This window comes from Butyricicoccus sp. OF10-2, from assembly GCF_003481925.1.
GTDB classification, from domain to species: Bacteria; Bacillota; Clostridia; order Oscillospirales; family Butyricicoccaceae; genus Agathobaculum; species Agathobaculum butyriciproducens.
Genome location: NZ_QUMC01000020.1, coordinates 24,989 through 49,288, shown reverse-complemented (window position 1 = coordinate 49,288; position 24,300 = coordinate 24,989). Strand labels below are relative to the sequence as shown.

General features: G+C 50.8%; 19 protein-coding genes and 1 pseudogene. 11 read left to right on the top strand and 9 right to left on the bottom strand.

The window, feature by feature from the left end:
* The first annotated feature begins 361 nt into the window (after positions 1–361).
* From DXB00_RS10990 to codB, 3 genes are all read left to right on the top strand, one after another.
* Positions 362–1,369: an ATPase P gene (locus DXB00_RS10990; RefSeq protein ID WP_118729667.1), complete on the top strand. Its 1,008-nt coding sequence runs from the start codon at positions 362–364 to the stop codon at positions 1,367–1,369.
* A gap of 219 nt (positions 1,370–1,588) precedes the next feature.
* Positions 1,589–2,686: a hypothetical protein gene (locus DXB00_RS10985; RefSeq protein WP_243022690.1), complete on the top strand. Its 1,098-nt coding sequence runs from the start codon at positions 1,589–1,591 to the stop codon at positions 2,684–2,686.
* 189 nt (positions 2,687–2,875) lie between these two features.
* A complete protein-coding gene (gene codB, locus DXB00_RS10980; RefSeq protein ID WP_118729668.1) occupies positions 2,876–4,111 on the top strand; it encodes a cytosine permease in 1,236 nt (411 codons plus the stop codon).
* Between the two features lie 253 nt (positions 4,112–4,364).
* On the opposite strand, the gene DXB00_RS10975 is transcribed toward codB, so the two are convergent.
* The 9 genes from DXB00_RS10975 to DXB00_RS10935 form a co-directional block, all read right to left on the bottom strand.
* The gene (locus DXB00_RS10975; protein ID WP_118361023.1) at positions 4,365–4,565 is read right to left on the bottom strand and encodes a hypothetical protein; all 201 of its coding nucleotides are present in this window, start codon (positions 4,563–4,565) and stop codon (positions 4,365–4,367) included.
* Between the two features lie 15 nt (positions 4,566–4,580).
* Positions 4,581–5,036, bottom strand: coding sequence for a nucleoside recognition domain-containing protein (locus DXB00_RS10970; RefSeq protein WP_119214914.1), 456 nt, complete (start codon positions 5,034–5,036; stop codon positions 4,581–4,583).
* Positions 5,037–5,111: 75 nt separating this feature from the next.
* Positions 5,112–5,756 carry a nucleoside recognition domain-containing protein gene (locus DXB00_RS10965; protein WP_118480957.1) on the bottom strand — a complete coding sequence of 215 codons (645 nt, stop codon included), beginning with the start codon at positions 5,754–5,756 and terminating at the stop codon, positions 5,112–5,114.
* A gap of 32 nt (positions 5,757–5,788) precedes the next feature.
* The gene (locus tag DXB00_RS10960; RefSeq protein WP_118729669.1) at positions 5,789–6,976 is read right to left on the bottom strand and encodes a M20/M25/M40 family metallo-hydrolase; all 1,188 of its coding nucleotides are present in this window, start codon (positions 6,974–6,976) and stop codon (positions 5,789–5,791) included.
* 46 nt (positions 6,977–7,022) lie between these two features.
* Positions 7,023–8,189 carry a hypothetical protein gene (locus DXB00_RS10955; protein ID WP_118729670.1) on the bottom strand — a complete coding sequence of 389 codons (1,167 nt, stop codon included), beginning with the start codon at positions 8,187–8,189 and terminating at the stop codon, positions 7,023–7,025.
* A gap of 283 nt (positions 8,190–8,472) precedes the next feature.
* Positions 8,473–9,387 (bottom strand): LysR family transcriptional regulator, encoded by a 915-nt coding sequence (locus DXB00_RS10950; protein WP_118729671.1) that lies wholly within the window; start codon positions 9,385–9,387, stop codon positions 8,473–8,475.
* A 154-nt stretch (positions 9,388–9,541) separates the two neighbouring features.
* The gene (locus DXB00_RS10945) at positions 9,542–10,111 is read right to left on the bottom strand and encodes a hypothetical protein (protein WP_118729672.1); all 570 of its coding nucleotides are present in this window, start codon (positions 10,109–10,111) and stop codon (positions 9,542–9,544) included.
* A gap of 160 nt (positions 10,112–10,271) precedes the next feature.
* Positions 10,272–11,033: a hypothetical protein gene (locus tag DXB00_RS10940; protein ID WP_147358094.1), complete on the bottom strand. Its 762-nt coding sequence runs from the start codon at positions 11,031–11,033 to the stop codon at positions 10,272–10,274.
* A 293-nt stretch (positions 11,034–11,326) separates the two neighbouring features.
* Positions 11,327–12,391 (bottom strand): helicase-related protein, encoded by a 1,065-nt coding sequence (locus DXB00_RS10935; protein ID WP_119214913.1) that lies wholly within the window; start codon positions 12,389–12,391, stop codon positions 11,327–11,329.
* Positions 12,392–13,299: 908 nt separating this feature from the next.
* On the opposite strand from DXB00_RS10935, the gene DXB00_RS10930 reads away from it, so the two are divergent.
* The 8 genes and pseudogenes from DXB00_RS10930 to DXB00_RS10885 all read left to right on the top strand — a co-directional run bounded on the left by DXB00_RS10930 (position 13,300) and on the right by DXB00_RS10885 (position 24,287).
* The gene (locus tag DXB00_RS10930; RefSeq protein ID WP_442861377.1) at positions 13,300–13,545 is read left to right on the top strand and encodes a hypothetical protein; all 246 of its coding nucleotides are present in this window, start codon (positions 13,300–13,302) and stop codon (positions 13,543–13,545) included.
* 428 nt (positions 13,546–13,973) lie between these two features.
* On the top strand, positions 13,974–14,744 hold the full coding sequence (locus DXB00_RS10925; protein WP_119214912.1) for a TraX family protein: 771 nt from the start codon (positions 13,974–13,976) through the stop codon (positions 14,742–14,744).
* Positions 14,745–14,811: 67 nt separating this feature from the next.
* A pseudogene (locus tag DXB00_RS18250) lies at positions 14,812–15,806 on the top strand (DegV family protein).
* A 357-nt stretch (positions 15,807–16,163) separates the two neighbouring features.
* Positions 16,164–16,379: a hypothetical protein gene (locus tag DXB00_RS10910; protein ID WP_118729678.1), complete on the top strand. Its 216-nt coding sequence runs from the start codon at positions 16,164–16,166 to the stop codon at positions 16,377–16,379.
* 650 nt (positions 16,380–17,029) lie between these two features.
* Positions 17,030–17,851, top strand: a complete 822-nt coding sequence (locus DXB00_RS10900; protein WP_119214910.1) for a ParA family protein — start codon at positions 17,030–17,032, stop codon at positions 17,849–17,851.
* Positions 17,844–18,845, top strand: coding sequence for a ParB/RepB/Spo0J family partition protein (locus tag DXB00_RS10895; RefSeq protein WP_119214909.1), 1,002 nt, complete (start codon positions 17,844–17,846; stop codon positions 18,843–18,845). Before DXB00_RS10900 ends, DXB00_RS10895 begins: the two co-directional genes overlap by 8 nt.
* Positions 18,846–18,892: 47 nt before the next feature.
* On the top strand, positions 18,893–19,411 hold the full coding sequence (locus tag DXB00_RS10890) for a CAP domain-containing protein (RefSeq protein ID WP_158581308.1): 519 nt from the start codon (positions 18,893–18,895) through the stop codon (positions 19,409–19,411).
* A gap of 76 nt (positions 19,412–19,487) precedes the next feature.
* Complete coding sequence (locus tag DXB00_RS10885) at positions 19,488–24,287, top strand: SpaA isopeptide-forming pilin-related protein (RefSeq protein ID WP_119214907.1); 4,800 nt, start codon at positions 19,488–19,490, stop codon at positions 24,285–24,287.
* The last annotated feature ends 13 nt before the right edge of the window (positions 24,288–24,300 follow it).

Genomic DNA, 24,300 nt, shown 5'->3' with positions numbered 1-24,300 from the left:
ACGTATGCCTTCCGCCAGGATGGTTTATGCGCGTTATGCGCACATTCGCCAGGTCACAAGGGAACGCATACACGAGCAGCGGTGCATACACATACAGCAGCGATTCATACAGTACATTCGGCTCATGACAGGTTCTCCTTTCAATTCATATAAATCCTATCGGGTTTCGGTGATTGAAAGTATAGACTTGAATATCCTAATTGTCAATAGGAATACTGTGATTTTGGATAGTATGCCAAAAACGATTTGTCTGAAAGAGAGAATTTGTCGCTTTGCATAAAGAACCGCCGCAGCAGGATTTCTTATGGGATCGGGTGGCTGAATCCACGCTTTTGTGCTACAATATTTACAGGTGATGGACATGATTTTTAAACCGCGTCCGCTCAGCAGAACCATGCTGGATGACGCTTCGCTTGTCCGCGATAAGCAGCACTGCCGCCGGATCGGTCCGTGCGGTGTTGGTCGTCGGGCATTATATTTGAACAGTTATTTTATTGACCGGCATTATTATGTGCCGTTTTCCGCCATTACGCGGGCATTTAAGTTTATAGAAGAAGGCACCGGCGGTGTCCGGGGTGTGCTTGCAGGCAGAGCCTGTCTGCTTGTGGAGTATGATAATGGTCTGCAGCAGGTGTGCTGTTTCAAATACGAGGATCAGATTGACGAGCTGCTGCGCGTGCTGCACAAGATGCATCCGGAGATTCCGTGCGTCAGCGAGGAAGAGGAGGCTGAACTCGAGGTCGAGTACGAGCGCCGGAGGGCGGAAGAACGCCGACGGCCGCCGCTCAGCATACGCGCCGAGCGGGAGATTGAGGAGCTGGAGAATGCGATCACGTACCTCGAGCGCAAGCCCGAGCTGTACAAGCGGCTCAGTCGTGCAGCCAAACGGCGGCGCAACTACCAGAGCAGGAGCGCGGGATACCGCTGGGCGGCTGCAGCGATCATGGTGCTCGGGGCGGCGGCGCTGATTTACGGCGTGGTGTCGCTCGTGTGCCGCGGTTTCTCCGGCGGATACCTGCTGCTGTGTCTGCTGGCGGCAGTTTTCCTGTTTGGCGGATGGCGCCTGCTGCCGACGGCGCGCAACAACAATGCGGCTGTTCTGCGCGGGGATAAGCAGGCGCGGGTACAGATGCAGAACTATATCGACCGTTTTCCGGCATTTCCGCTGCCCGCACGGTACGCGCACCCGATCGTGCTGCGCCGTATGCAGCAGGCCATCGCGGAAGGCCATGCGCTGAACGTCATGGAGGCGCTTGAGGTCGTCAAGGCCGATCTGCAGACCATGAATGCGGATATGCAGGTCTCGCAGGAGGAATACGCCGAGATTTCTACGATCAAGCCGCTGTTTCTGAATGCGGATTATAAGTAAGAAATCCGGCTGAGGCTTGCAAAGCTGTTGACAACGGTATGGTTTCTCCCGTATAATAAATTCAGTAAAATGAAGTCGAAAAAGAGGGGATGGACGGATATGCTGTGTAAAAACAGAACATGCGGCATTCCGTTGAATCAAATAGGAAAACGATGAAAACTAAGGACCTTCTGCCCGCAAAAACGGCAGTCGGTCCCTTTTTTTAGGGAGGAAACTGATATGATCGAAAATTGGAATGACGTCCATATCGTACCGGAATTCAGCGATCAGGGTGTAGACTGCTACCGTCTGGCGGGTGGCAGCTTTGTCAATGAATACTACATCGTCTCGGAGGCCGAGACCCGCAAGCTGATGAACCATCCGGAGGTTGTCGGCTACGAGGTGTATGCGTCACTCGTAACAGCTACCTCGCAGATGATGTACTACCTCAAGGAGCAGAAAAAGATCACTTCAGCGAACATTCTGTCCATTCTGCGCGGCGCACTCAACTACCCGCTCGAGGAAAGCTGCTACAAGGAGCATATTCGCGTGCATGACATCAGCTTTATGTCCAGTGAGCGCGTGTTTGGCGAGAATGATGAGATGTCACTCGATATCAAATACTGCAAGCTGACCATGGTGCCCAACAGCACGCTGATGATCGGCGATATCATCGCCTCGGGCGAGACGCTTGTGCAGTGCCTGCGCTATGTCACCGACTATTACCGCAAGCAGGGCGCCAAGCTGCGCAACATCCTGCTGTTTACCATCGGCGGTACGCAGGGCATTGAGATTCTCGAAAAGCTGACCAAAGAAATCCGCACCTACTGGCCGGACTTTGAGGGCTTCATCACTGTGTACTACGAGGGCGTTTTCAGCTGCTACGAGGAAGGCGACAAGGGCGTTTCCGGCATCAACCGTGCGCTCATCGACTTTTACTGGAAGGGCGGCATTGTGGCGCCGGAGTTCCGCCGTCAGACGCTTTCCATGCAGAATCCGCTGTTTGAGAAGTGCACGATCTACGATGGAGGTGCACGCCGTTACGAAATCCACGAGCACATTGAAGAGGTGCTGGAATTCTGGAACGGCATTCTCGCGCGTGCCGACAAGATCGACAAGCAGGCGCTGCTGGAGGAAAAACTGGGTCATGCGCTGCCGATTTCCTATGAGGACTGGCTGAAGGACTGCCACTATGAAAAGCTGGACGCAAAGCTGACGCGCTGGCTGTATCAGCAGGAGCGCGGTTTTGTCGAGAGCCTGAAGGACGTAACGCTGGAGGAGATCGCGCGTCAGCGCATTGACGAGTTCACCACGACGCTCAAAAAGTACATTCTTTAATAAATAAGGCAACACCACACAATGAAAGCTGCGGTGCCTTGCGGAAATTTTGTACCCTGATGTCGTTACGATTTCACGGTAATACAGCAAGTATTACCGCAAAACCGCGCCTAATCAGGATGCAAAATTTGCTCGCAAATCGCGCTTGTTCAATTATGCGGTATTGCCACAAAAAGGGGATAAGAATCTATGAAAAATGACAACACACCGGTCGATATCGACTTTGCGGAAGCGGCCGTGCCGCATTATGCGCGCCGCGGCATCGTAACCATGTTCATGATCATGCTGGGCTTCACCTTCTTCTCGGCCAGCATGTGGGTCGGCAAGGAGCTGGCAGACGGACTGGATTTCGGCGGCTTTATCATCTCTATGATCATCGGCGGCCTGATCCTGAGCCTGTACACCGGTCTGCTCGGCTACGTCGGCGCGGAAACCGGCATGAGCCTTGACCTGCTGGCACGCAAAGCCTTCGGTGCAAAAGGCTCGTACCTGCCGAGCGCGATGATCTCGTTTACGCAGATCGGCTGGTTCGGCGTCGGTATCGCCATGTTTGCCATTCCGGTTGCAAATGAGCTGCTCGGCGGCAGCACAGCGGCTGAATGGGTGCTCGTTATCATTGCGGGTGTGTGTATGACGGCCTCGGCGTATTTCGGCATCAAATCGCTGACGCTCATCAGCTATATTGCGGTTCCGCTGGTTGCAATCCTGGGTACGGTTGCCATGGTGATGGCGGTCAAACAGGGCAACGGCACGCTGATTGATCAGTTTGCCAAGTCCAGCGGTACGCTGACCGTTGTCGGCGGCGCCGGTCTGGTTATCGGCTCGTTTGTCTCCGGCGGCACGGCAACGCCGAACTTCTCTCGCTTTGCCCGCAACGGCAAGGTTGGTGCGATCACGACCGTTATCGCGTTCTTTATCGGCAACTCGCTGATGTTTTTCTTCGGCGGTATTTCGTCGGTCTACGTCGGCGGCAATGACATTTTTGAGGTTATGATCAACCTCGGTCTGTTTTATCTGGCGATTCTGGTTCTCGGTCTCAACATCTGGACTACGAACGACAACGCGCTGTACACCGCCGGTCTGGGTCTGGCGAACATCTTCGGCCAGAGAAAGAAGCCGATGGTGCTGATATCCGGTATTGTCGGCACGGTGCTGTCGGTCTGGCTGTACTGGAACTTCTGCGGCTGGCTGAATATCCTCAACTGCACACTGCCGCCGGTCGGCATTATTCTGGTGATGAGCTTCTTTATGAACCGAGAGAAGTACAACGACATGGAGATCACCGAAACGGTGAACTGGTTTGCGGTTATCGGCGTTCTGCTGGGCGCTGTGGTGGCAAATCTGGTTCCGTGGGGTATCGCATCCATCAATGGCATGATCGTTGCCGCTGTGTGCTATCTGGTCGGCAGCAAGGCGAAAAAATAAGCAGAATCAAAAAAATCCTCGGTTTAACCCAAGGTCAGCCGAACTTGCTGACCTTGCGGTTTAATCGGGGATTTTTTATTTTTGCAAATGCCTCGTTCAGCATGGTCTCAGTACCGGACGGTCTGAAATCGTGTAGCTGACCAGATCGCTGCTGTGCAAAATGGGGGGAGAAACAGAAAAGGCCTGACAGCGCAGGCCCTTTCCAAAAGAGGTGTGAATTCGGGCGGTTGGGGTATCAGGAACGCCCGAAGGATCAGTTCTGATTTTTCTCGTCGTGCCGCTTGACCACGCGGATGCCGATCGTCAGCAGCACGGCGGAAATGATGGCTGTGGTGAGGACAAAGCCGTCCTGCAAGGTAAAAAGGAACCGATCGGCCAGCATCACCGTGCAGATCAGCACGCTGCCGAGCGCTTCGAGCTGAAGGCCGCGCCGACGCGATAACTTAGAAAGCATATGCTCGGCCTCCTTTTACTGAACGCCCATTGCCGCCAGAATGACGCGCATGATGACAAGGCTGATAGCCGCATCAAGCAGACAGACGGCGATGAGCAGCGGATGCCACTTCTTGTTGGTGTCGGTTACGAGCACGATACGCGCATAATGTCCGATGAGCGTACCCATCAGGATACATGCCGGGAGCATCATAGACGCCTGACCGAGCGTCAGCGCGCCTGCCTCATACATGGAAGCGGCGGTCGCGCAGCCGGAGGCCTTGGCGAAGAACGCCGAGATCAGAACCGCGAAAGCCTCGCCCGGCAGACCGAACAGTCCCATGACCGGCGACATGACCGTGCCGAGAATGTCCATCAGACCGGTCTCCTTCAGAATGTACACCAGTACATAGCCGAGGATCATCGCAGGGGTGATATTTTCAATGCCGACCTTGAAGCCCTTTGCGCAGCCCTTGAGGAAGGTATCTACGATTGAGGTTTCTTTGCCTTTGCGGGTGCGGCTGCAGCCGCTGTATTGGTTGCCTGATTGCTCATTTCCGTTACCTCCTTATGCCTTACCGCGCTTTGCACGCAGAATCAGACGGACGATGTTCGCACCGATCAGCTTGCAGACGAACATGATGACGATGCACGGACCGAGTGCCACCGGGCAGATCGCCACGAGCGGTGCGCCGCCGGTGATGGTGTTGTTGATGCACGCCGAGCCTGCATACTGATACGCTACGAAAATCGTGCGCTCGTCGTCCGTAATCTCGCCGTCTTCGTACAGCTCACGGGTCATGACGGCCGCAACGTCCGAACCGGTAAAGCTCGAGATGAATGCGATGCCGCACTTGCCCGGGATGCCGAGCAGCGGACGGAGCAGGGGACGAAACAGGATATCCGACGCCTTGAATGCGCCGAGCTGCTCGAATACACCGAGCAGGCCGCAGAAGAACATGACCGCCGGAATCAGATTGAAGCCTGCCATGAAGCCGTCCTTCGCGCCGGTGCCGCCCTTGCCGATGAGGTTCGCACCTGTGTCGCCAATCTGTCCGAACGAGCCTGCCAGATTAGTAAAGTCAAGCACCTTGATTGGTCCTTCCGCCGTGCGGAACGCACCGGAGAGCACGAGAATGAGGACGATCAGTGCCAGCCATGCGCCGATACCGATCTTTTCCTTGTTTTCCGCCTGTTTCTCTTTGTTTGCCATGAGTTTATACCTCCTTATCCCTTATCTGCCGTTTATTCGGCAGTTTTGGCAAAATCGTCGTTCAGCGTATACGCTGCGCACGCCGCAAGCACGCTGCGCTGAAACAGCGATTCTACTTCCGCATATTCGTTCGGGGTGTGATTGCCCTCGCCGCGCACGCCCATGCCGCATACCGTCGGCACGCCGCACGCTACCGTGATGCCGGAGTCCGAAAGACCGCCGACCTGGAAGCAGTCGATCTCACCGAAGCCGCAGTCCTGCGCGGTGCGCTGCAAATGACGGAACAGCGCCATAACACCGTCTGTCGTATCCATGCACTGCATGACACGGCTCAGATCGAGCTCCGCCGTAGTATCCGGCACTGAATTATGCTCGGTCGCGCGGTGCAGGATTTCAAAAATCTCATCGCGCACCTCCGCGTTCGGGAAACGGATGCCGATGCGCACCTCGCACGAGTCGGGGATGGTGTTCTCACCGATGCCGCCGTCCACCATGCCGCAGTTCATCAGCCTGCCGCGCATGATGTCGTTCTGCGACTCGATCTCGACGATCTTGTGCGCAGCCTCGAGCACCGCCGAGCGGCCCTTCTCCGGCGCAATGCCCGAGTGGGATGCTCTGCCGTGAATCCTAATGCTGACCGGGCCGCCGCCCTTGCGGCCGACCACGAAGCGGTTGTCCATGTAGCCGGTCTCGAAGTTGAACGCTGCAAGCGCGCCTGCCGCCTCCTCTGCGAAGATCTCCTTCGCGTCCGAACGCATATGCAGGTTTTCCTCGTCGCTTGCGAAGATGAACTTGATCGGGCGTTCCTTCCAGTCCACGCTGTCAAGCGCCTTGACCGTGTACAGTGCCATAACCAGACCGGCCTTCATATCTAGCACGCCGGGGCCGTGCGCCATGCCGTTCTCGTCTACGCGGAACGGATTTTCCTTCGCTGCGCCCTCCTTGAACACGGTGTCCATGTGGCCGATGAGCAGAAGCGGCGCTTTAGAGCTGCCGGGGTTCCACTCGCCGATGAGCATGTCACCGGAGTTCTGAATGGCGCGGACACGGGTGTGGATGCCGGCGTTCTCCATCTCGCGGCGCAGGATGCTGCAAACAGCGTTCACGCCGTCGATTTGCGTCGTGCCGCTCTCCGTGTTCACCAGCTCGCGCCAAAGGTTCAGCATCGGTTGTCTGTTTTCGTCGATGTACTGGCGGATCTGCGTGTAAATTTGCTCCATTTTCGTATACCTCCTCTATTGAAAGCCCGTTGTACCGGGGCTCAGTTCACAGCATCTTCACCGCCGCGCCTGCAATGAGTACGGACACGATGGTAACGGTGACGAAGCCTGCCGTCAGCATCTTCGGCAGCAGGAAATTCAAGATCGCTTTCTTTTCCTTCTCGTTTCGTCCGAACGCCTCGGAGACCTCCTGCGGAATGAGCATGGTGGTCGGGAAGCCGAACGTGCAGCTGATGCCGTAAGCCGCCGCAAGGCTGACCGGTATGTGCAGCAGCTTAGCGCACAGCAGCGCGGCCGCCATGGTTCCGAAAACGCCGCAGGCCGCTGCGGTCAGCAGCGCAGGCAGAACGGACAGCACCTGCTCCGGCGTGGTCTGCGCCAGATTGGAAAAGATCAGAATGGTGACGAAAAACGTGATCAGGCTGGAGGCCTGCGTTTTTCCGAGGATGTTTTTATCGAGGAAACCCAGTGCGAAGAACACCGCGCCCATGATCAGGCACATGACGAAGTAGTGAACCGCACCGCCGGTCAGCTTGGATGCATAGTACGCGATGACCGCAACGACTGCCAGTTTGGCGAGGTACATCGAAGGACGCTCGCAGCATTTTGGCAGATGCAGCGGACCGTGATGCGCCGCGTCGTTTTCCTCCTGCAAAGTGCTGTACTGCTCTACGAGCGCCGCGTCATCGCGGATGAGCTTTGCAGTGCGCCGCAGCAGAAGGGACGCGATCGGTACGCCGATGAACTTCTGCGTCACGTAAAGCACGATGCAGAACGTCGCCGCCGTTGTGAGGCTCATCTCCTTGAGCGTGCTCGTCATGATGAGCGTTGCCGCGCTGCCGCCTGCGAAGATCGGTGCGCCGGCGATCGCCATCTCGCTGCCGATGAACGGTCGTCCAATCAGTACGATTGCTGCAACTGCGCCGCACACGCCGCACAGCGCGGTGACGACTACCTTCCACTGCCGACGCAACTCCGCGAAGTCGATCGTCGTGCCGAGCGACACGATGAGCAGGCCGGCAATGATGTTGCCGAACCCGGTGATCTGCGCGTCGTCGATCAGTGTGCGCGGCAAGATGCCGCTCCAGAAGCTTGCAAGCAGCAGGATCGCAATGCTGAGCACCGTGGAGAATATTGCTTTGGTTTTCTGCGCAATCAGCTCGCTGACTGCGTAGATGCAGAATAGAATCGCAAGTGCGCTGATCGGTGTCATAAGCCTCATTCCTTTCTGTGTCTATACCGTATCATAAATTTGTTATGCCTGTCCAAATCATAAAAGTTATAGTGACGTTATAACCGAAACGGAATAGTATTCCTGTACAGTTTTATGTCCGCTTTTCATGAAAACAGACAAAAGAATAGGCGCTGTGACTAAATCACAGCGCCCTTGCTTTGACACTATTCAGTATACCATTCTGCAGTTTTTTGTCCATTCTGCTTTTGTTATAACCCAGCCATAACAAAATGGAATAGCCTATTATAACCCTCGAAACGTCTTATTTCTCATTTTTCGGGTAAAGCTCCTCCAGCATCTTCACAAATGCCTGTGCTTCTGTGCTCAGCATTTCTCGGCTGCGCTGAATCCAGCCTACATTGATCTGTACTTGACAGTTTCGGATTGGAATGGTGCGGATGCCGTACTCCGCGAAGTCCGGCGCGCTCAGTCCCGGACCGAGGCGAACCACATCGGTCGAGCGCAGCAGCGACAGGATGGCCGCGCTGTCGTTGACGTAAACAACACGCTTGAACTGCTCGAGACGCACGCCGTCGATCTCCAGATAAAAGCTCAGATTGGAAAAATAATCGTCCGGAAGGCGGACGAACGGATGGGGCAGGAGCTGCTCCATCGTCACCTCAGACGCATGATACAGCGGATGGTTCGGACCGAGGTTTGCGTACCAGGTGTCCGTGCCCAGCGCGTGGAATTGAATGTTTTTGAACTTCAGCATGTGCTTGAGTTCCTTTACCTGCACGTTGTTGCTCATCACAAAGCCAATCTCCGCTTCGCCATGCTCCACGCTCTCGATCACCTGCTGCAGACGGTTTTCCACCAACTTGAGCGCCACGCGGTTATCGTGGTAATCGTTGTAGAACTTCGCCATCAGACGCCCTATTGTGATGATTGGATAGGAGGCAATAGACAGCACCGGCGTGTGCTCTTTCTCCGACAGACCCTGAATGAGCTCCATCTGGTTGATGATCGTGCGCGCGTACTGGTAGAGCTTTTTGCCCTCGTCGGTCAGCACGACGCCCTTGTTCGTGCGGTTGAAAATACGCACCTTGAGCTCGTTTTCCAGATTGCTGATGGCCTTGCTCAGATTGGGCTGCGTGACGAACAGCTTCTCCGCGGCCTTGTTGATACTGCCCTGCTCCGCAATGGCGACAAAGTAGGTAAGCTGCTGAATTTGCATAACTCTTTTCCTCTTTTGCATGTAGTATCTTCAGTATAGCATATTCGGGCGGAAAATGTCAGATGATCTTGAGGAGGGAATACCGCGAAAATGGACGAAAACCATTTGAATATTCTCGGCGTGCGCGATAGCGGCAGCTATGTGTCATAAAAGGTTAGACAGCAGTCTTGATCCCGGCGCCGCGCGCACACACTTCCTGCGAGACTACATCATGGGCCGCATTTGACACCTTTTCTTCCCCCCATACAGCCGGAGAACCATCAGCAATGGTGGTTCTCCGGCCTTTGCGTTTGCGCGTAAGCATGATGAAAAGTAATCGAAACCGCTTGCGAGGGAGGCGATTTTGCACGCATATAGGTGTGATATTGACTGTAATGAACCTCGTGCATTCCATACCATACAGAAATATATTTCGGCATTTACGCAAATAGCATAAAAATATAACTAAATTCGGTAGCAGCATATACATCTCACGAGGGGGAACGTAAAATGAACAGTACGGAGCGGAAGAGAATTTGCTATTTTTCTGCTCCTTGTAGATGTAGTTGTACAGCTTGCGAACCAGGACCTTTCGGAAGCCGTGGTTGCCATACTGGTCTTCCTGCGGGAAAATACCGTACTTTTCAGAGTAGTACCGCAATTCTTTCTTGTCCATCTCGAATAAATGACAGACCTCAGCAATGGTATAAAACTCTTTCATTTTGTGATAGTCGATATATTTCATTGAAAATCAGCTCCTTGATATGAATTTAGATAGTGAAAACGCATTTCACCGCAATTCATGCTATCTTATACATATGTTGGTTATCTCACCGCAAAAGCTGCAATGGCTCCTTGAAAAAACAACCCCATGCCAAGCTGAATAACAAGGCATGGGGTGATATTTACCGCATAAATCTCAATTCATCAATTCCTGCCGTATCGCGCATCGTCACCGGCTGCACACCCAGTTTTTCGAATTGCTTCCTTACGGTTCGGAGCTTATTCTCGGACAGCCCGCTGTTTTTCACAGCCTGTGCATAACTTTTGCAATCGGACAGCTTTTCGACCAGCAGTCGCATATTCTTCCTCGTAGCGGAGTGTTTGACGGTTTCAATCCGTGCGATGCAGTCGGAATATCGCACAAACGGCAGATTTGCGTGCAGCTTTTTCATATATGAGTGAATGGTTTTCTCCGACTCATTCATCACGGTTTTCAGGATTTCCTTGTTGCTGCCCTTGACTTCATCGGACAGGCCGCGCTTGAACTTCGCTCCCGAGCGGGACACCTCGAACCGAAGCATCGGCGCGTCATACTGCTCCAGCAAGTCCTCCTCCATCAGCTGAAATGTCTTGTCATAGACCGTCAATGTGGTCGTCTTGCAGCAAATACGCCACGAATGCGCGTTCTTTTCCTTATGATTAGGGAATCCTTTGCCGAATGTACACAGCTTGTACTGCTTCATGTACGGGCTACGTCGAATGACGCGCAGCGCCTCATCGACCCATTTCTGTGACTCGGGGAAGAAGTCCAGACAGCAGTTGATGCGAGAGAGCGTCAGCTGTTCGAACTCGCAGTCCAGACCGATTTCACGCAGCAGCTTGGTCATTTCCTTGTCGAGCGAGTTGAGCTGTTTTTCTTCCGCCTGGAATACTTTCTTTGGCACATACTCTCCGTGCAGTAAAGTATGAGGATTGAGCCGAAAATGAATAAAAGATGCAAGATTTTTCTTTGTTTTGTTCTTGCTACGCACCTGCTGGTATAGATAAAGCACTATGCCCTGGCCGCAGTAAGAGGTGCAGATATACTTCGTCAGACCTTTCTCAGAATGATATGTCGTGTCTGGATAAAAATTGCCAGAATTCATACTTTTCAGACTATGAAACACCTTGTTGAAGTCCTTCTTAGACACCCTGTGAAATAATTCGATCGTGTGGATACCATAGCGAGAGTCCATGATTATTCACCCTCCTTCGCAAAGCAGCCGATGACTGCGTCGTGCAGATCGTCCGATGATTCACAGATCGCATACAGTTCATTGGCGGCTTCAACTGCATGGTCATCCGTGTCAGAAATAATGTCAAGGTTCATCTGAAAATCGGCGTCATTCCAGAGCAGCAGTGCCTTTGCGCGTTTGCCGTCGCGCCCGGCTCGTCCTGCCATCTGGTAGAATGACGCGACACTGAACGGCAGCTGAGAGACAATAATCAGGCGGATATCCGAAATATTCACGCCCATTCCGAACGCGGAAGTTGCAATCATGATATGTGCCTCACCGAAACGAAAACGTTTTTCCTGTTTGGCTCGGTCGGAGAGCCTGCTGTGGCAGAGGGCAATAGCAGAAGCCGAAATATCGCAATCCTCAATCAGAAAGTCACGCATATCTTCTACATCGCAAACACGAGTGCAGTAGATAACGATTTTCCCTTTACTGCCGCATTTCTGAACCGCTTTTCTGACTTTCGTATAACGAGCAGCGTCATTTTTCACAAACGCTTTCTTGAGGGAGAGATTAGAACGTTTGAGCTTGCCGATATGAACAACAGGATTTTTCATGCGTAGACTTTTCGCAATATATGAAATATCATCCGGCGTAACAGTTGCGCTGAAAGCAGCAACGACAACCGTGTGTACGCTATTCTTCTGAATTGCCTTCCAGAGACGAGAATCACTCAGTCGTTCCGGCGCAACAAAGAGCGCCTGAAGTTTACCATGTGCCAGCCGTTCGATGACATTGGTATTCTCCGCATTGCCGCTGTACAAACAGCCCGCTCGGATTTTACTGTCCTCGCAACGCTGCACCAGATCACGCATGAGTGCAACGGTCGGGAGAATACCAATCAGCAGACCATTCGGGTGCAGGGTAATCATCGAGAGAAAGCAGATCGACTTGCCCTCGGAGGTTCGTGCTAAACCAAGTACATCTCTACCATCGGATAAGTCTGCGATTACCTTCTTCTGAAACGGCATGAGTTTCGAAATGCCAAAGGTATTGCATATCATCTTTTCCTGTTTGTTCGTCATAATTTTCACTCCAAAACATAGAATTTTCGTTCAAAACTGAAATTTAGAAATTTCATCTGAACTGCCTTTATTCCATTGTTGAGAGCGTAATCAAATTATAATTTCACAGGAATAACATGATATATAATAATAGCGAAAGACGTTGTACTATGTACTATTTCCATCCCATTCTCTTACCCGGCTCCAGCATGCTGATACCGAACTGCTCTGACGCTGTCAATGCCATCCGCAACGGTGCTTGCAATTTTTGTTAAAACTATTTGTCTAACCTTTTGGGCACTTCAACGTGCGGTACGGTGTCCGAACGAAGTCGAATACATCGCCTTCTGCAGCGCGGGCAGAAGCGCAGTGCAACCGCGACCGCGATAACGATGTTCGGAAGCAAGGTCATCAGCTTAGATAGGTTTGCCGGTTCTCGGTTTGCATCGTTTTTTAACTATTACGCGCATTTTTTTATTATAAATTGTGCATTATTAACTACTCATTTTACCTATCGCATAAAATATACTCGGGTTTTTATATATAATATACAAGAATTTCTCGCCATTCATGTTAATTCGTGCCATGATAATAGATGCGGTCTGCACCTTGCAAAAGATGTAAATTTCGAGGCACGATCTCTGTGAAGCAGGCAGGCTGCACGCTAAACAATCCTATCCGCTTGCAGCAGGCCGGAAAACGCAGCATTGATCAGGTGCATTTTATTGGGGCGGCTGTAAATTGGAAGCGAAACCAGAGAAGGAGAGAATGTTTCGTGAAAACCAATCCAACCATGCAGGCAGAGGCGGTTCTGCCTACACGATCTGTTTCTGAAAATGGAAAAATCAATATTCTGACACGCCTGGCTTACGGCGGCGGTGACGTAGCGTGCAACGTTTGGCAACAATCAGTCTGCCTGGGTCAAGGTAATGAGCATCTGGGCCGCAATCGCTGTCCTGCTGCTCTGGATGTTCCAGAGCACCAATCAGGCTGTTGTCGGCACGATCCTGCCGTACTACTGCAAGTATGTGTTCCATAACGACTCGTGGATGTACAGCACGCTGTATCTTTCCGAAACCATCGTTCTGATCGTCGGCATACTGTATCAGCTCGACAAAAAGTATCCCGCTATCATGAAAGAACTCGCAGAGCGCGAAGCGTGCGGCGAGCTGTAACTTTCTGATCTTCATAATCCCTCAACCGTTCCCGGCATGGCTGCAATACTGTGCCGGGAATCTGTATCTCCGGCTTTTCTCGCCCTGCCCGCACCGGTCGGCAGGGCGTTTTCCGTCTGTGCGCCGTGTCCGCCTCGCGGATATTCACAAAAAGTTTATCGCTGCAGCATTGCGGCTGTCCGCTCTTCTGTATATAATAAATGCAGAGCACATTCCTGTGTCTCCCCTCCCGATTACCGAACGATTTAGGGCAATACCGCATAATTAGACAAGAGCGATTTGCAAGCAAATTTTGTGCTCTGATAAGGCGCGGTTTTGCAGCAATACTTTCGTATTGCAAGAAATCGCAACGCAATCAGGGTGAAAAATTTCGGCAAAGCGCCGCAGCTTTAATTGTGCGGTGTTGCCTTAGATAAAGGAGTACCCGTATGTCAACCAACAACCTGTCCTCTCTCGCCTCCGGCCGTTTTTCCCTCAGCGCCGCGGCACTTCACATTCTCGCCATGGTGCTGATGCTGATGGATCATCTCTGGGCGACCCTCCTGCCCGCGCAGGACTGGCTGACGTGTGCCGGACGGCTAGCCTTCCCCATCTTCGCATTCATGGCGGTGGAAGGATATTTTCATACCCACAGCTTCCGGAAATACGCCCTGCGGCTTGCGCTGTTTGCCGTGCTCTCCGAAGTGCCGTTCGACCTGATGTACGGCGGAACCTGGTTCTATCCGGTGCACCAGAACGTGATCTGGACGCTGCTGCTCGGTCTTCTGGGCATTCATCTGATGGAAACCGTGCGCAAAAAACAAAAAACATGGCTGTACCTGCTCACCGCCCTGCTTGTTGTGCTGATCGGCACAGTGCTGGGCACCCTGAGCATGGTGGACTACTACGGCACCGGCGTGCTGACGATCTTTATCTTCTACTTCTTCCGCGGACGGAAGTGGTGGTGTCTGGCAGGGCAGCTTCTCGCCCTCTACTGGGTCAATGTGCAGCTGCTGGGCGGTCTGCTGTATCCCGTCCATATATTCGGCATGGAATTTGAGATCTGTCAGCAAGGTCTTGCACTTCTGGCGCTCCTCCCCATCTGGCTGTACCGAGGACGGCAGGGCTATCACAGCAAGCCATTCCAGTATGCCTGCTATGCCTTTTATCCCGTACATATGCTGATCCTTGTTCTGATCCTGCAATATCTGACCCGCTGACGGCCATACCAGTATTTGTAAACATCTGTAAGACTTGTTATTTATCAAATGCGCGTTCTGTTATATAATGAATACAACATTAGGACCCCACATTTTCTGTTTTATGAAGGAAAGTGTGCAGGACAGGCCGGCTGCCGTGTGCGGTGCAGATCGACCGACTGCAAGAGAGAGCGCTTTCACCACAATAACACTGAAAATTTTCGGTAAGAGAGAAAGGAAAAACCATATGAACTGGAACATTATTACGGATTCAAGCTGTGATCTGCTCCCTTCCACCAGTCCGGACGGAAGGATCCGGCTGGCCAGTGTGCCGTTTACCATCCGCATCGGGGAGCGGGATTTTGTTGATGACGAGCATCTGGATACGATGGAAATGCTCTACGCCATGGAGCAGGAACACTCGGCCGGCCACACCTCCTGCCCCACGCCGGACGCATGGCTGGCACAGTTTGAACAGGCGGACTGCGCGATCGCGATCACCATTTCCTCGCAGCTGTCCGGCAGTATGAACAGCGCTCTTGCGGCAAGAGATATGGCGCTGGAGAAAAACCCGGATAAAAAGATCGTCATTCTGGACTCCTTATCCACCGGACCGGAGGTTCTGCTCTGCGTAAAGGAGATCGAGCGCCTGATCCGTCATGGCCTTTCCTTTGACGATATTGCGGCGCACGCCAGAGGTTTTCTGCAGAAACCAAAATCCTCTTTGCGCTCTCCTCGTTTGACAACCTGATCAAGAACGGACGCATCCATCGTCTGACGGGTATGCTCGCCAAGGCTCTCGGCATCTGGGGCATCGGCAGCGGCAGTGATGAGGGAAAGATCGCCTTTGAAAGCAAGGCGCGCGGTGCGAAAAAGGTCGTACAGACGCTGGTCAGCACCATGAAGGAGCACGGATTCATCGGCGGAAACGTCGCGATCAGCCATTGTGATAATCTCGCACTGGCTCAGACGCTGAAAAACAGCATTCTGGATATCTGGGAAAATACAAGCATCGAGATCCTGCCGACCCGCGGGCTCTGCAGCTACTACGCCGAGCGCGGCGGATTGATCGTCAGCTACTGATTTCAACAAACAAAGGGCGAAACCGTATGGTCGCCCTTTTTCTGTTCGGTTGATTGTTTTCCGCTCACAGCACCTGCATATCCGCCGCACTGCACGCCGCAAGGAACTCCAGAGGCAGCTCAGCGAGCAGATCCTGCAGCAGCGCATCCAGATCCTCTCACGGCCCACCATGGCCAGCCATGCCTTGAGCGACTCGGCCTTCTTGGACGGCACGGATTCGATAATGTGTAAAAAACCAGTTTCTTTCTATTATGCCTTTGCATATTCTCATCGTCAGCACATCATTTTCCATCATTATGTACTAACTCCATCCATTTCTTTTCGTTTATTGTATCCGTTCTTGCATTGATTTCCAGTATGCAAATCGGTAGAAAGCAGTACGAACTCAGCAAATGGCAGGCAGAGGCGCAGAACAAGGTGGAGCTGTATTTGCTGACGCAGCCGATTACGCTGAAAAGTGCCGACGGTATACAGCCGGATCAAAGTGTGCCTGCAATTTATATCAGAAATGTGGGCGGCAATGTGATTTATCTGGAACGGTATCTCTTTAACGGCAGAGAGTACCCATTGTGAAAAGAGGTTTTGCCGCCGATGTCTGTATGCGAGGGCTATCGCTATATTTATTTGCCGACAGATGGAACGACCCATGTTTCGCTGCAAATATATTTCGAGGACTGGCAGAAAAAACAGTGGACGACAAAGGGGGTTGCGGATTGGGAAGACGGTATTTGGAAGATTACATATCAGCTGTGCGTCCGCTGTGCAGAGTAGCTGCTAACGCGAAAGAAACAGATCTGCAAACCATAATTTTCATGAATAGGAACACATTGTGCATACGGTTTTTCTACATGAATTGCACGGTTTCAGTAAATACTACCACTATCGCAGCAGAAATACCGAAAATGGGAGGCGGAATTGCTATGAAAGCAACCGGAATCGTGCGCCGGATCGACGATTAGGTTATAATAGGGACAAGGTCAGAAATCCTATAAAACACGGGTGTTTCGCTGATTTTGTCCAATTTCACGAACAATTTGTGAGGGTATACACGGCCGAAAAAATCTTGTATTCGTGAATTGAGGTGAAAAAGCAGAGTGTGCAGGCAAGAAACCTGCCGAGTAATGGGGATTGATACAAGAGGATCAAGACAGAACTCGGCAGGCTTTTTTGTATTTATATAGATAACGTTAATATAGGACAATACGCCGAGAGGAGGTAAATATATGGTAATCAGTTTTTGCTGCGGAAAAGGTGGTACAGGAAAGACCACCAGCACTTACAATATCGGTGCTGCACTGGCGCAGGCAGGAAAACGAGTACTTCTTGTGGATAACGATCAGCAGGGAAGTCTGACACTCGCTATGGGATATGAACCACAGATGCTGTCCACGACGCTTGCCAATTTGATGTTCCAGGCGATTGATGTGCCGGAGCAGTTAGAACAGTCAGTCGAACAGACAATTCAGAAGACAACAAAAAATTTGCACTTGATCCCAGCCAATAACAAACTGGCCGGTACGCTTTCACGGTTGGTCAGTATGCAGAATACCAGATCGATGTTCCCTCTGAACGACAACAGCGTTGCACCAGAAAGAGTTCTGTCTGCAATCGTCGATCAGGTCAAAGAGCGATATGACTATGTACTCATAGATTGCAGTCCGCATTTAGACCTGCAGATGCTCAACGCGTTGGTTGCTTCGGAACGTGTCATCATTCCTACGCAGGCACATTTTCTGGACACGGCAGGACTGAACGATACGATTGAGATTATCCGTAAGGTGCAGCAATCGCTCAATCCAAATCTTAAACAGGTGGATATTCTGCTGACGATGTTTATGCAGCGCACGGTTCTCAATCAGATTTCACGGCAGAATGTGGTGGAGCGCTACGGTGAGCAAATGCATATTTTCAGCCAGCCGATTGACTATTCTATCAAGGTAGCGGAGCATCCGGCTGTTGGGATCAGTCTGTTGGAATATGCGCCGAAGAATGCGGCAGCTTTGTCTTATCGTGCGGCAGCGGAGGAGGTCATGAGGAATGGCTAAATCCGTACTTGCAAACGCACTGAAAGAACGCAGTGCAAAGCTATCTGCACCGTCAAGTAATGCAGATCAGACTGTTGATGAAGCGTTTGAAGGTCTGTTCGGCATAATACCGGCAGAATCATCGAAACCGCGCAGTACGGCTAAAATTCCGCTTGAACAGCTACATCCTTTCTTTACATCTAATATCGGTTTCAAGCCGTACAGCGAAGAAAATCTAAAGATGCTGGCTGATGATATTTTAGAGAACGGTTTGATTGAGAATATCAAAGTCCGGCCATGTAAGGCAGGCGGATATGAAATTCTCAGTGGGCACAATCGTGTTAATGCGTGCAAAATGCTGGGAATGGATGCAATATCGGCAGATATTGAGTATGTAGACGATGCTCGTGCTATCGTGATCGCTACCGTGACTAATTTACAGAGGCGTCAGCACCTTCTCCCAAGCGAACGCGGCTGGGCGTATCGGGCCTTGCTGGATGCCTACCGTCAACAGGGAAAACGCAGTGATTTGGTTAATGCAACTTGTGGTGAAATTCACCACAAGTTAAAAGCTCGAGAGAGAGTAGCGTGCTTCTTCGATGTTGGGGTTACTGATGTGCGGTATGCTGTGCGGCTAACATATCTGATTCCGACGTTGCTTGATGCAGTAGACGAGCGTAGGCTGAATATGCTGTGCGGCGTTGCGATTTCTTATTACGATGAAGCTACACAGAAATTGTTTCAGAAGCGATTGAATGCAGAAAATCATCGCATATCCGTTGCTGTGATGAAGCATATAAAGAAAAATTGTCCGCCGCCGTCCATTACGGCCGGAGAATTGGATAAGGCATGGAATCAAGTAACAGCAGCACAAACAGAGAAGAAAACGGGTAATATTAGCTTCTCACGCAGACGGTTTGAACCGTACCTGCACCGTATTCCGCCAGATATGAATTTGGAGGATTTGTTTCTCGAATTTCTGGAAAACCGCTTTGCGAGGGAGAATAGTCTATGAAAGATAGAGAAAACCCATCTCGCGCACCACCATGGAGGTATCAGTATATGAGTAATGTAGCAATCGCATTGTGCTGTATCGTCATCAGCAATGCACTGACACAGGCCGGTGGAATAACCCATTACGTTCCTGCACCGATTGACAGTAGCTATGAAAGCCCAGGAGCTATTGAAAACTTTGAGTCCCAACAACAGACTATGATCGATTGTATCAACAACGAGCGTGAAAATGTTAATCTTTCGCCTGTATATGTCAACGGTGCACTCAGTGAGGTCGCACAGGTTCGCCTGCAGGAAATCATGGTATCATTTTCACACGAACGGCCGGACGGCAGTACGAAAACCGAATTGCTTGAAGAAACAGGTGTTTCGTTATCAAATTACATGTCAGAAAATATTATCAGCGGTACTGCGGAATCTACGCCTGAGTCGCTGATGAAGAGCTTTATGACATCTTCTGTCCACCGCGCATGGATTCTCAGTGACGAGGTCAATGCTGTTGGTGTGGCAATCGGCAGAAACGAATACAATCAAATATATGCGGTTCAGATATTCGGCCGTTTCTAAGCTGAATACTCGAACCGAACAAACGAGAGGTCATTTACGATCTCTCGTTTTATTTTTCAATGAAAAGGGTGATAACATGAAAAAATCTATCACAAAGCGCATGATAGCTGCTGCCCTGTCAGCTGCAACGATGCTGTCCGGTATGGCAATCGTGCCGACCGCAGCAGCAGCGGACGAAGATAACAAAGCATCCGCTATCGAAATCAAGGTCGGTGAAACCTATAACATCTGGGATTCCGGAACACAAAAGGCATGGTTCCGCCAGAATAACTCGCCGCGCAATGTATGGCCGATGTACACGAAGGCCAGCGACGGCACAACGATTCGTGCATATTGTGCTGATCACACCAAGACGAATCCGGGCAGCTCTGGCAAGCCGTATACTGTTACCGGTAAAGTCACAGATATGCACGTCTATGGTGTAGCCACAAAAACCGATTCCCGTATGACACTCAATGAGTTCATCAGTTGGGTGAAGGCACCCATCAATGCAAGTAATTTCACTGCAAACATGTATTTCAGCGCCTCACAGGCTGCAATCTGGGTGGCTTTAGGTGATGCACAGATTGCTGCAAATAGCAATTACGGTGTGACATACTCCAGTTCCACATCTCTTGGTTATCGCGCATCAGGCAAAACGCTTAGCGCTTCCAACACGTCTGAGGCATTGACATTGTATGCGGCGATTAAAATGCTCGAGTATGGCAACACCTTTTACACCGGTTGGGGCCCGAGCGGTTTGAACCATGCACCGTGGACTGCATGTACCGTTAACTATACGCCTGGCAGCAGCACATATAACGGTTCCAATGCCAAGGCAGGCACTATCAACCTGACAGATGGTATTATCAGCTCCGGAATCTTTTCAGAAAAGCGGATTGACGGTCAGAACTACATGGTGCTGCCGATGGCTGCTGCATCCGCTACCTTTGTACGAGGTAATAAAATCACACTGACAGCATCGAATCTGCCGACAGGCGCCTTTTTAATGGATTCGACCGGAACCAAGAGCACCAACGGTACATTGACGCTCACTAATGTTAAAAACGATAAAATACTGTATAAAAACGCCAATAATATGGCATACGGCGAAACTTTTCTCTTATGCATTCCCAAAGAAGTCGCAGAGAAAATGGATGCCGCCAACAGCAAGTTGCAAACCGTTATCACAGCAAGTATGAATGTTGACCGCTACGATGTGTTTGTTGCTTCAACGAATGCCAGCGGCGTGCAACCGGTCATTATGGTTGAGCCTGCGGTCAAGAGTTCTACTGCGAAATTAACTTTCACTGCACAGGAAGTGCCTAAAGGGACTACTCGCCTGCGTATTGTGAAAACCGATGAAGCCGGTGCAGGACTAGAAGGCTGTACTTTTGAGTTAACCTATCCCGGCCTGAGCAAACCGCTGACCGGAACATCCTCGGCATCCGGCGAAATCATTTTTGTGGATTTGCCGCTGAACACAAATGTAACGCTCAAAGAAATGTCTGCACCGGAAGGCTATACGCTCCTGCCTGCCAAGACGATTAACACTGGCTCTGAGGGTGGCAAGACTCTTGAACTGCAGCTTGCAAACAGCACGGACCACACTTTTAAGATTCACAAGATTTCTTCGGCGGATGGTTGTAACCTCATGGGAGCTGTTTTTGAGGTCAAAGGCATTGACAACGATTATCGGCATTCCTATACAACAGGTGCTCTGGGTGAGATCATCATTCAGGGTCGTGATTTGCCGAAAGGCTCTTTTGAATGTTATGAGGTGTCCGCACCGGAGGGGTACGTTACCGATGGCAGCGATATTCAAACCTTCCAATGGAACAACACCAAAGATATCGAATTAACTTTCCGTAACGCTCCTCAGCCGGCCATTCAGATCTATAAATACGACAAAGAAAGCAAAATGCCCATTGCCGGTGTAACTTTTGAGGTACGTCGTGATGGGCAAACGATCGCAACGCTGAAAACAGATGTGAATGGATATGCTCGGATTAATAATTTGCCCAAAGGTTTTTATCAGGTCGTTGAAACCGAAGCGGCCTCCGGTTACCTGAAAGATGAGCAGGTACACGAAGTTTATATCGATCCTTCGGCCGATCCTACTCAAATTGTGCGCGAAATTAACATTTCAAACACCAAAAAATTAGCAATCCGCATCGTTAAAATTGATCGAGAAACTAAGGTGCCGTTGAAGGACTGGAAGTTTGACGTATATTTTAATGACAGTCACTTGACCAGTGTGACAACCGACAGCAACGGCGAAGCAATGGTCGAGGACCTGCAGCCTGGCACTTATCGGATTAAAGAATCGGGCGGTGATACTACACACTATAATATGGATGCACCGGAGCAAACCGTAGAACTCATTAAAGATCAGGCCGAAATTCCCACATTGACATTTTCTAACACAGTCAAAAAGCATTTCGGTCTGCTCAAAATAGATGCAGAAACACATCGTCCGATTTCTGGTGTCACCTTTGAAGTTTGGAAAGATGGACGCTTGCTCGGCAATTATACTACGGATGATTCAGGCCGAATTTGGCTGCCCTATGCCGAACCGGGCACTTATCAGGTACGGGAAACGGTGACAGATCCCAAGTACGTTTTGAACGAAAAGACCTTTACCGTTGAAAATGATTCAGAGCAGCCTACCTTCTTCACAATTCCCAACACGATGAAAAAAGATGTGACGGTAACCAAAATCGACAAAGATACTGGTAAACCGATGCAGGGCGTCGTATTTGAGGCTTTTCGTGACGGCAAATCAATTGGATTCTATACGACCGGACCGGATGGCAAATTCACGCTTCATTATGCAGACAATGGCACTTATGTATTTTACGAGCGCCACACGTTGGCAGGATACACGTTGAGCAAGGAACCTGTTATCATAGAGCATACGACAGACGGCAATACTGATATCATCATTGATAACACGGTCCAGAAAGATTTTACCGTAGTCAAGGTAGACAGCCAGAGCAAGAAACCGATTGCAGGTGTAACCTTCTCGATTTGGCGAGATAATGTCCTGTTGGGCGACTATCAGACCGACAGTGACGGCAAAATCACTATCAGCAAGGCACCTGCCGGCACTTACCGAGTCCAAGAAAAATCCACTTTGCAGGAGTACATCCTCAATGATAAGCCGTTTGAGATTGAGCATACCACTGAGAAACCGACAACGGTTACGATTGAAAATACGCGCAAACCCGGTTTACTCATCAAAAAAATTGATGCACAAAGCCATAAGCCTCTGCAAGGTGCCGTTTTCCGAATTACACGTGGAGATGGTTCTATCGTTCGAGAAGATGCGGTAACTGATAGTGATGGCGCTATTTTTCTCCCGGAGTTGGAGGAAAACACTTATGTCATTTCTGAGGTAAAAGCGCCGGATTCTTACCAGCTTGACAGTACGCCCAAAACGGTGCAGCTTCGTGCTGGCGAAACCTATGAAGTGACTTTTACCAATACGCGTGTTTACGGCCTGCAAATCGTCAAGACCATCAAGGGCACGAACAAGCCGCTGAGCGGCTGTGTTTTCAAAGTCACTAAAGCAAATGGTGAAGTGATTGGCAAATATACGACCAATTCTGCAGGTTTGGCAACGGTTAGCGGCTTGGAGGCTGGCGTTTATGTGGTAACGGAGATTTCGTGTCCCGAAGGTTATCGACTGGACGGTACGCCGCAGAACGTGATCGTGAAAGCCGGTCAGTTGGCAACCGTGGAGTTTGAAAATGAGAAGCTGGCAAGTATTCGCATTAAGAAAATCGACGCTGTGACAAAGAAAGGCATTTACGGTGTTCGATTCCTCGTGAAAGATGAGTCCAACAATCTGATCGGCGAATATTCCACAGATCAAGACGGTTATATCGAACTCGATGACATTCTGACCGATGGCAAGAGCGAAGTTAAGCTGAAGGTCGAGGAGATTGCAGCCGCACAGGGTTATGTGTTGGACAACACTGTTCGTACTCTGCGTGTCCACCGCGGCGAAACGACCGAACTGGTCGTAGAAAACACACCGGTACTCGGTCAGATTCAGGTGGTCAAGAAATCCTCGCAGGATAATCCCATTACCAATCAGCTGAAGGGCAGCTTGCTGTCGGGTGCAGTTTTCGAGATTGAAAATGCTGAAACCGGACGTGTTGTTGATACGATTACCACAGATTCCAGAGGTATTGCAGCCTCCAATCCGCTGCCGCTGGGCCGGTACTTCGTACGGGAATCCAAGGCTCCGCGTTTTTATCAGCTGAATACGCAAAAGGCTGAAGTGAAACTGAAAGTTGAGGGCGATGTGGTCCGTATTGAGATGTACGATGACCCGGCAATCATCAAGACCAGCATTAAGAAAACAGGTAATTATACCGTGGATGCGGGCGATAATATGCGCTATGATATCACAAATGTTGCTAATCAGTCCAATGTTCCGTTGGATAATTTCTTCTGGCACGACCGCATCCCGACAGATGCAGTTCGCGTAGGCACAATCACAACCGGCACTTACAATGCGCGCGTCTGGTACAAGATCACCTATAAGACTAATAAAAACGGATACCGCACCCTTGCGGACAACCTGCTTTCTACCAACCGTTACTCATTCAAGGTGGACTCCGGCTCGCTCAAACTGGCGATCGGTGAGTATGTGACGGATATCCGCTACGAGTTTGGAACTGTGCCTGCAGGATTTAAGATGACTGAAAAGGCAACGGTTTACGTCTATGTGCCGTCCTATATGGGAAATGGTTATAACATTACCAATCGTGTAGACTGCGGTGGTTCGTATCAGGGTGAATGGGATAGCTCTACGAGCGCCTGGGTGACTAAGATTCACCGCACGCCGATTTATCCGCTTCCTACATTGCCGAAAACCGGATACTAATCACAGAAAAGAG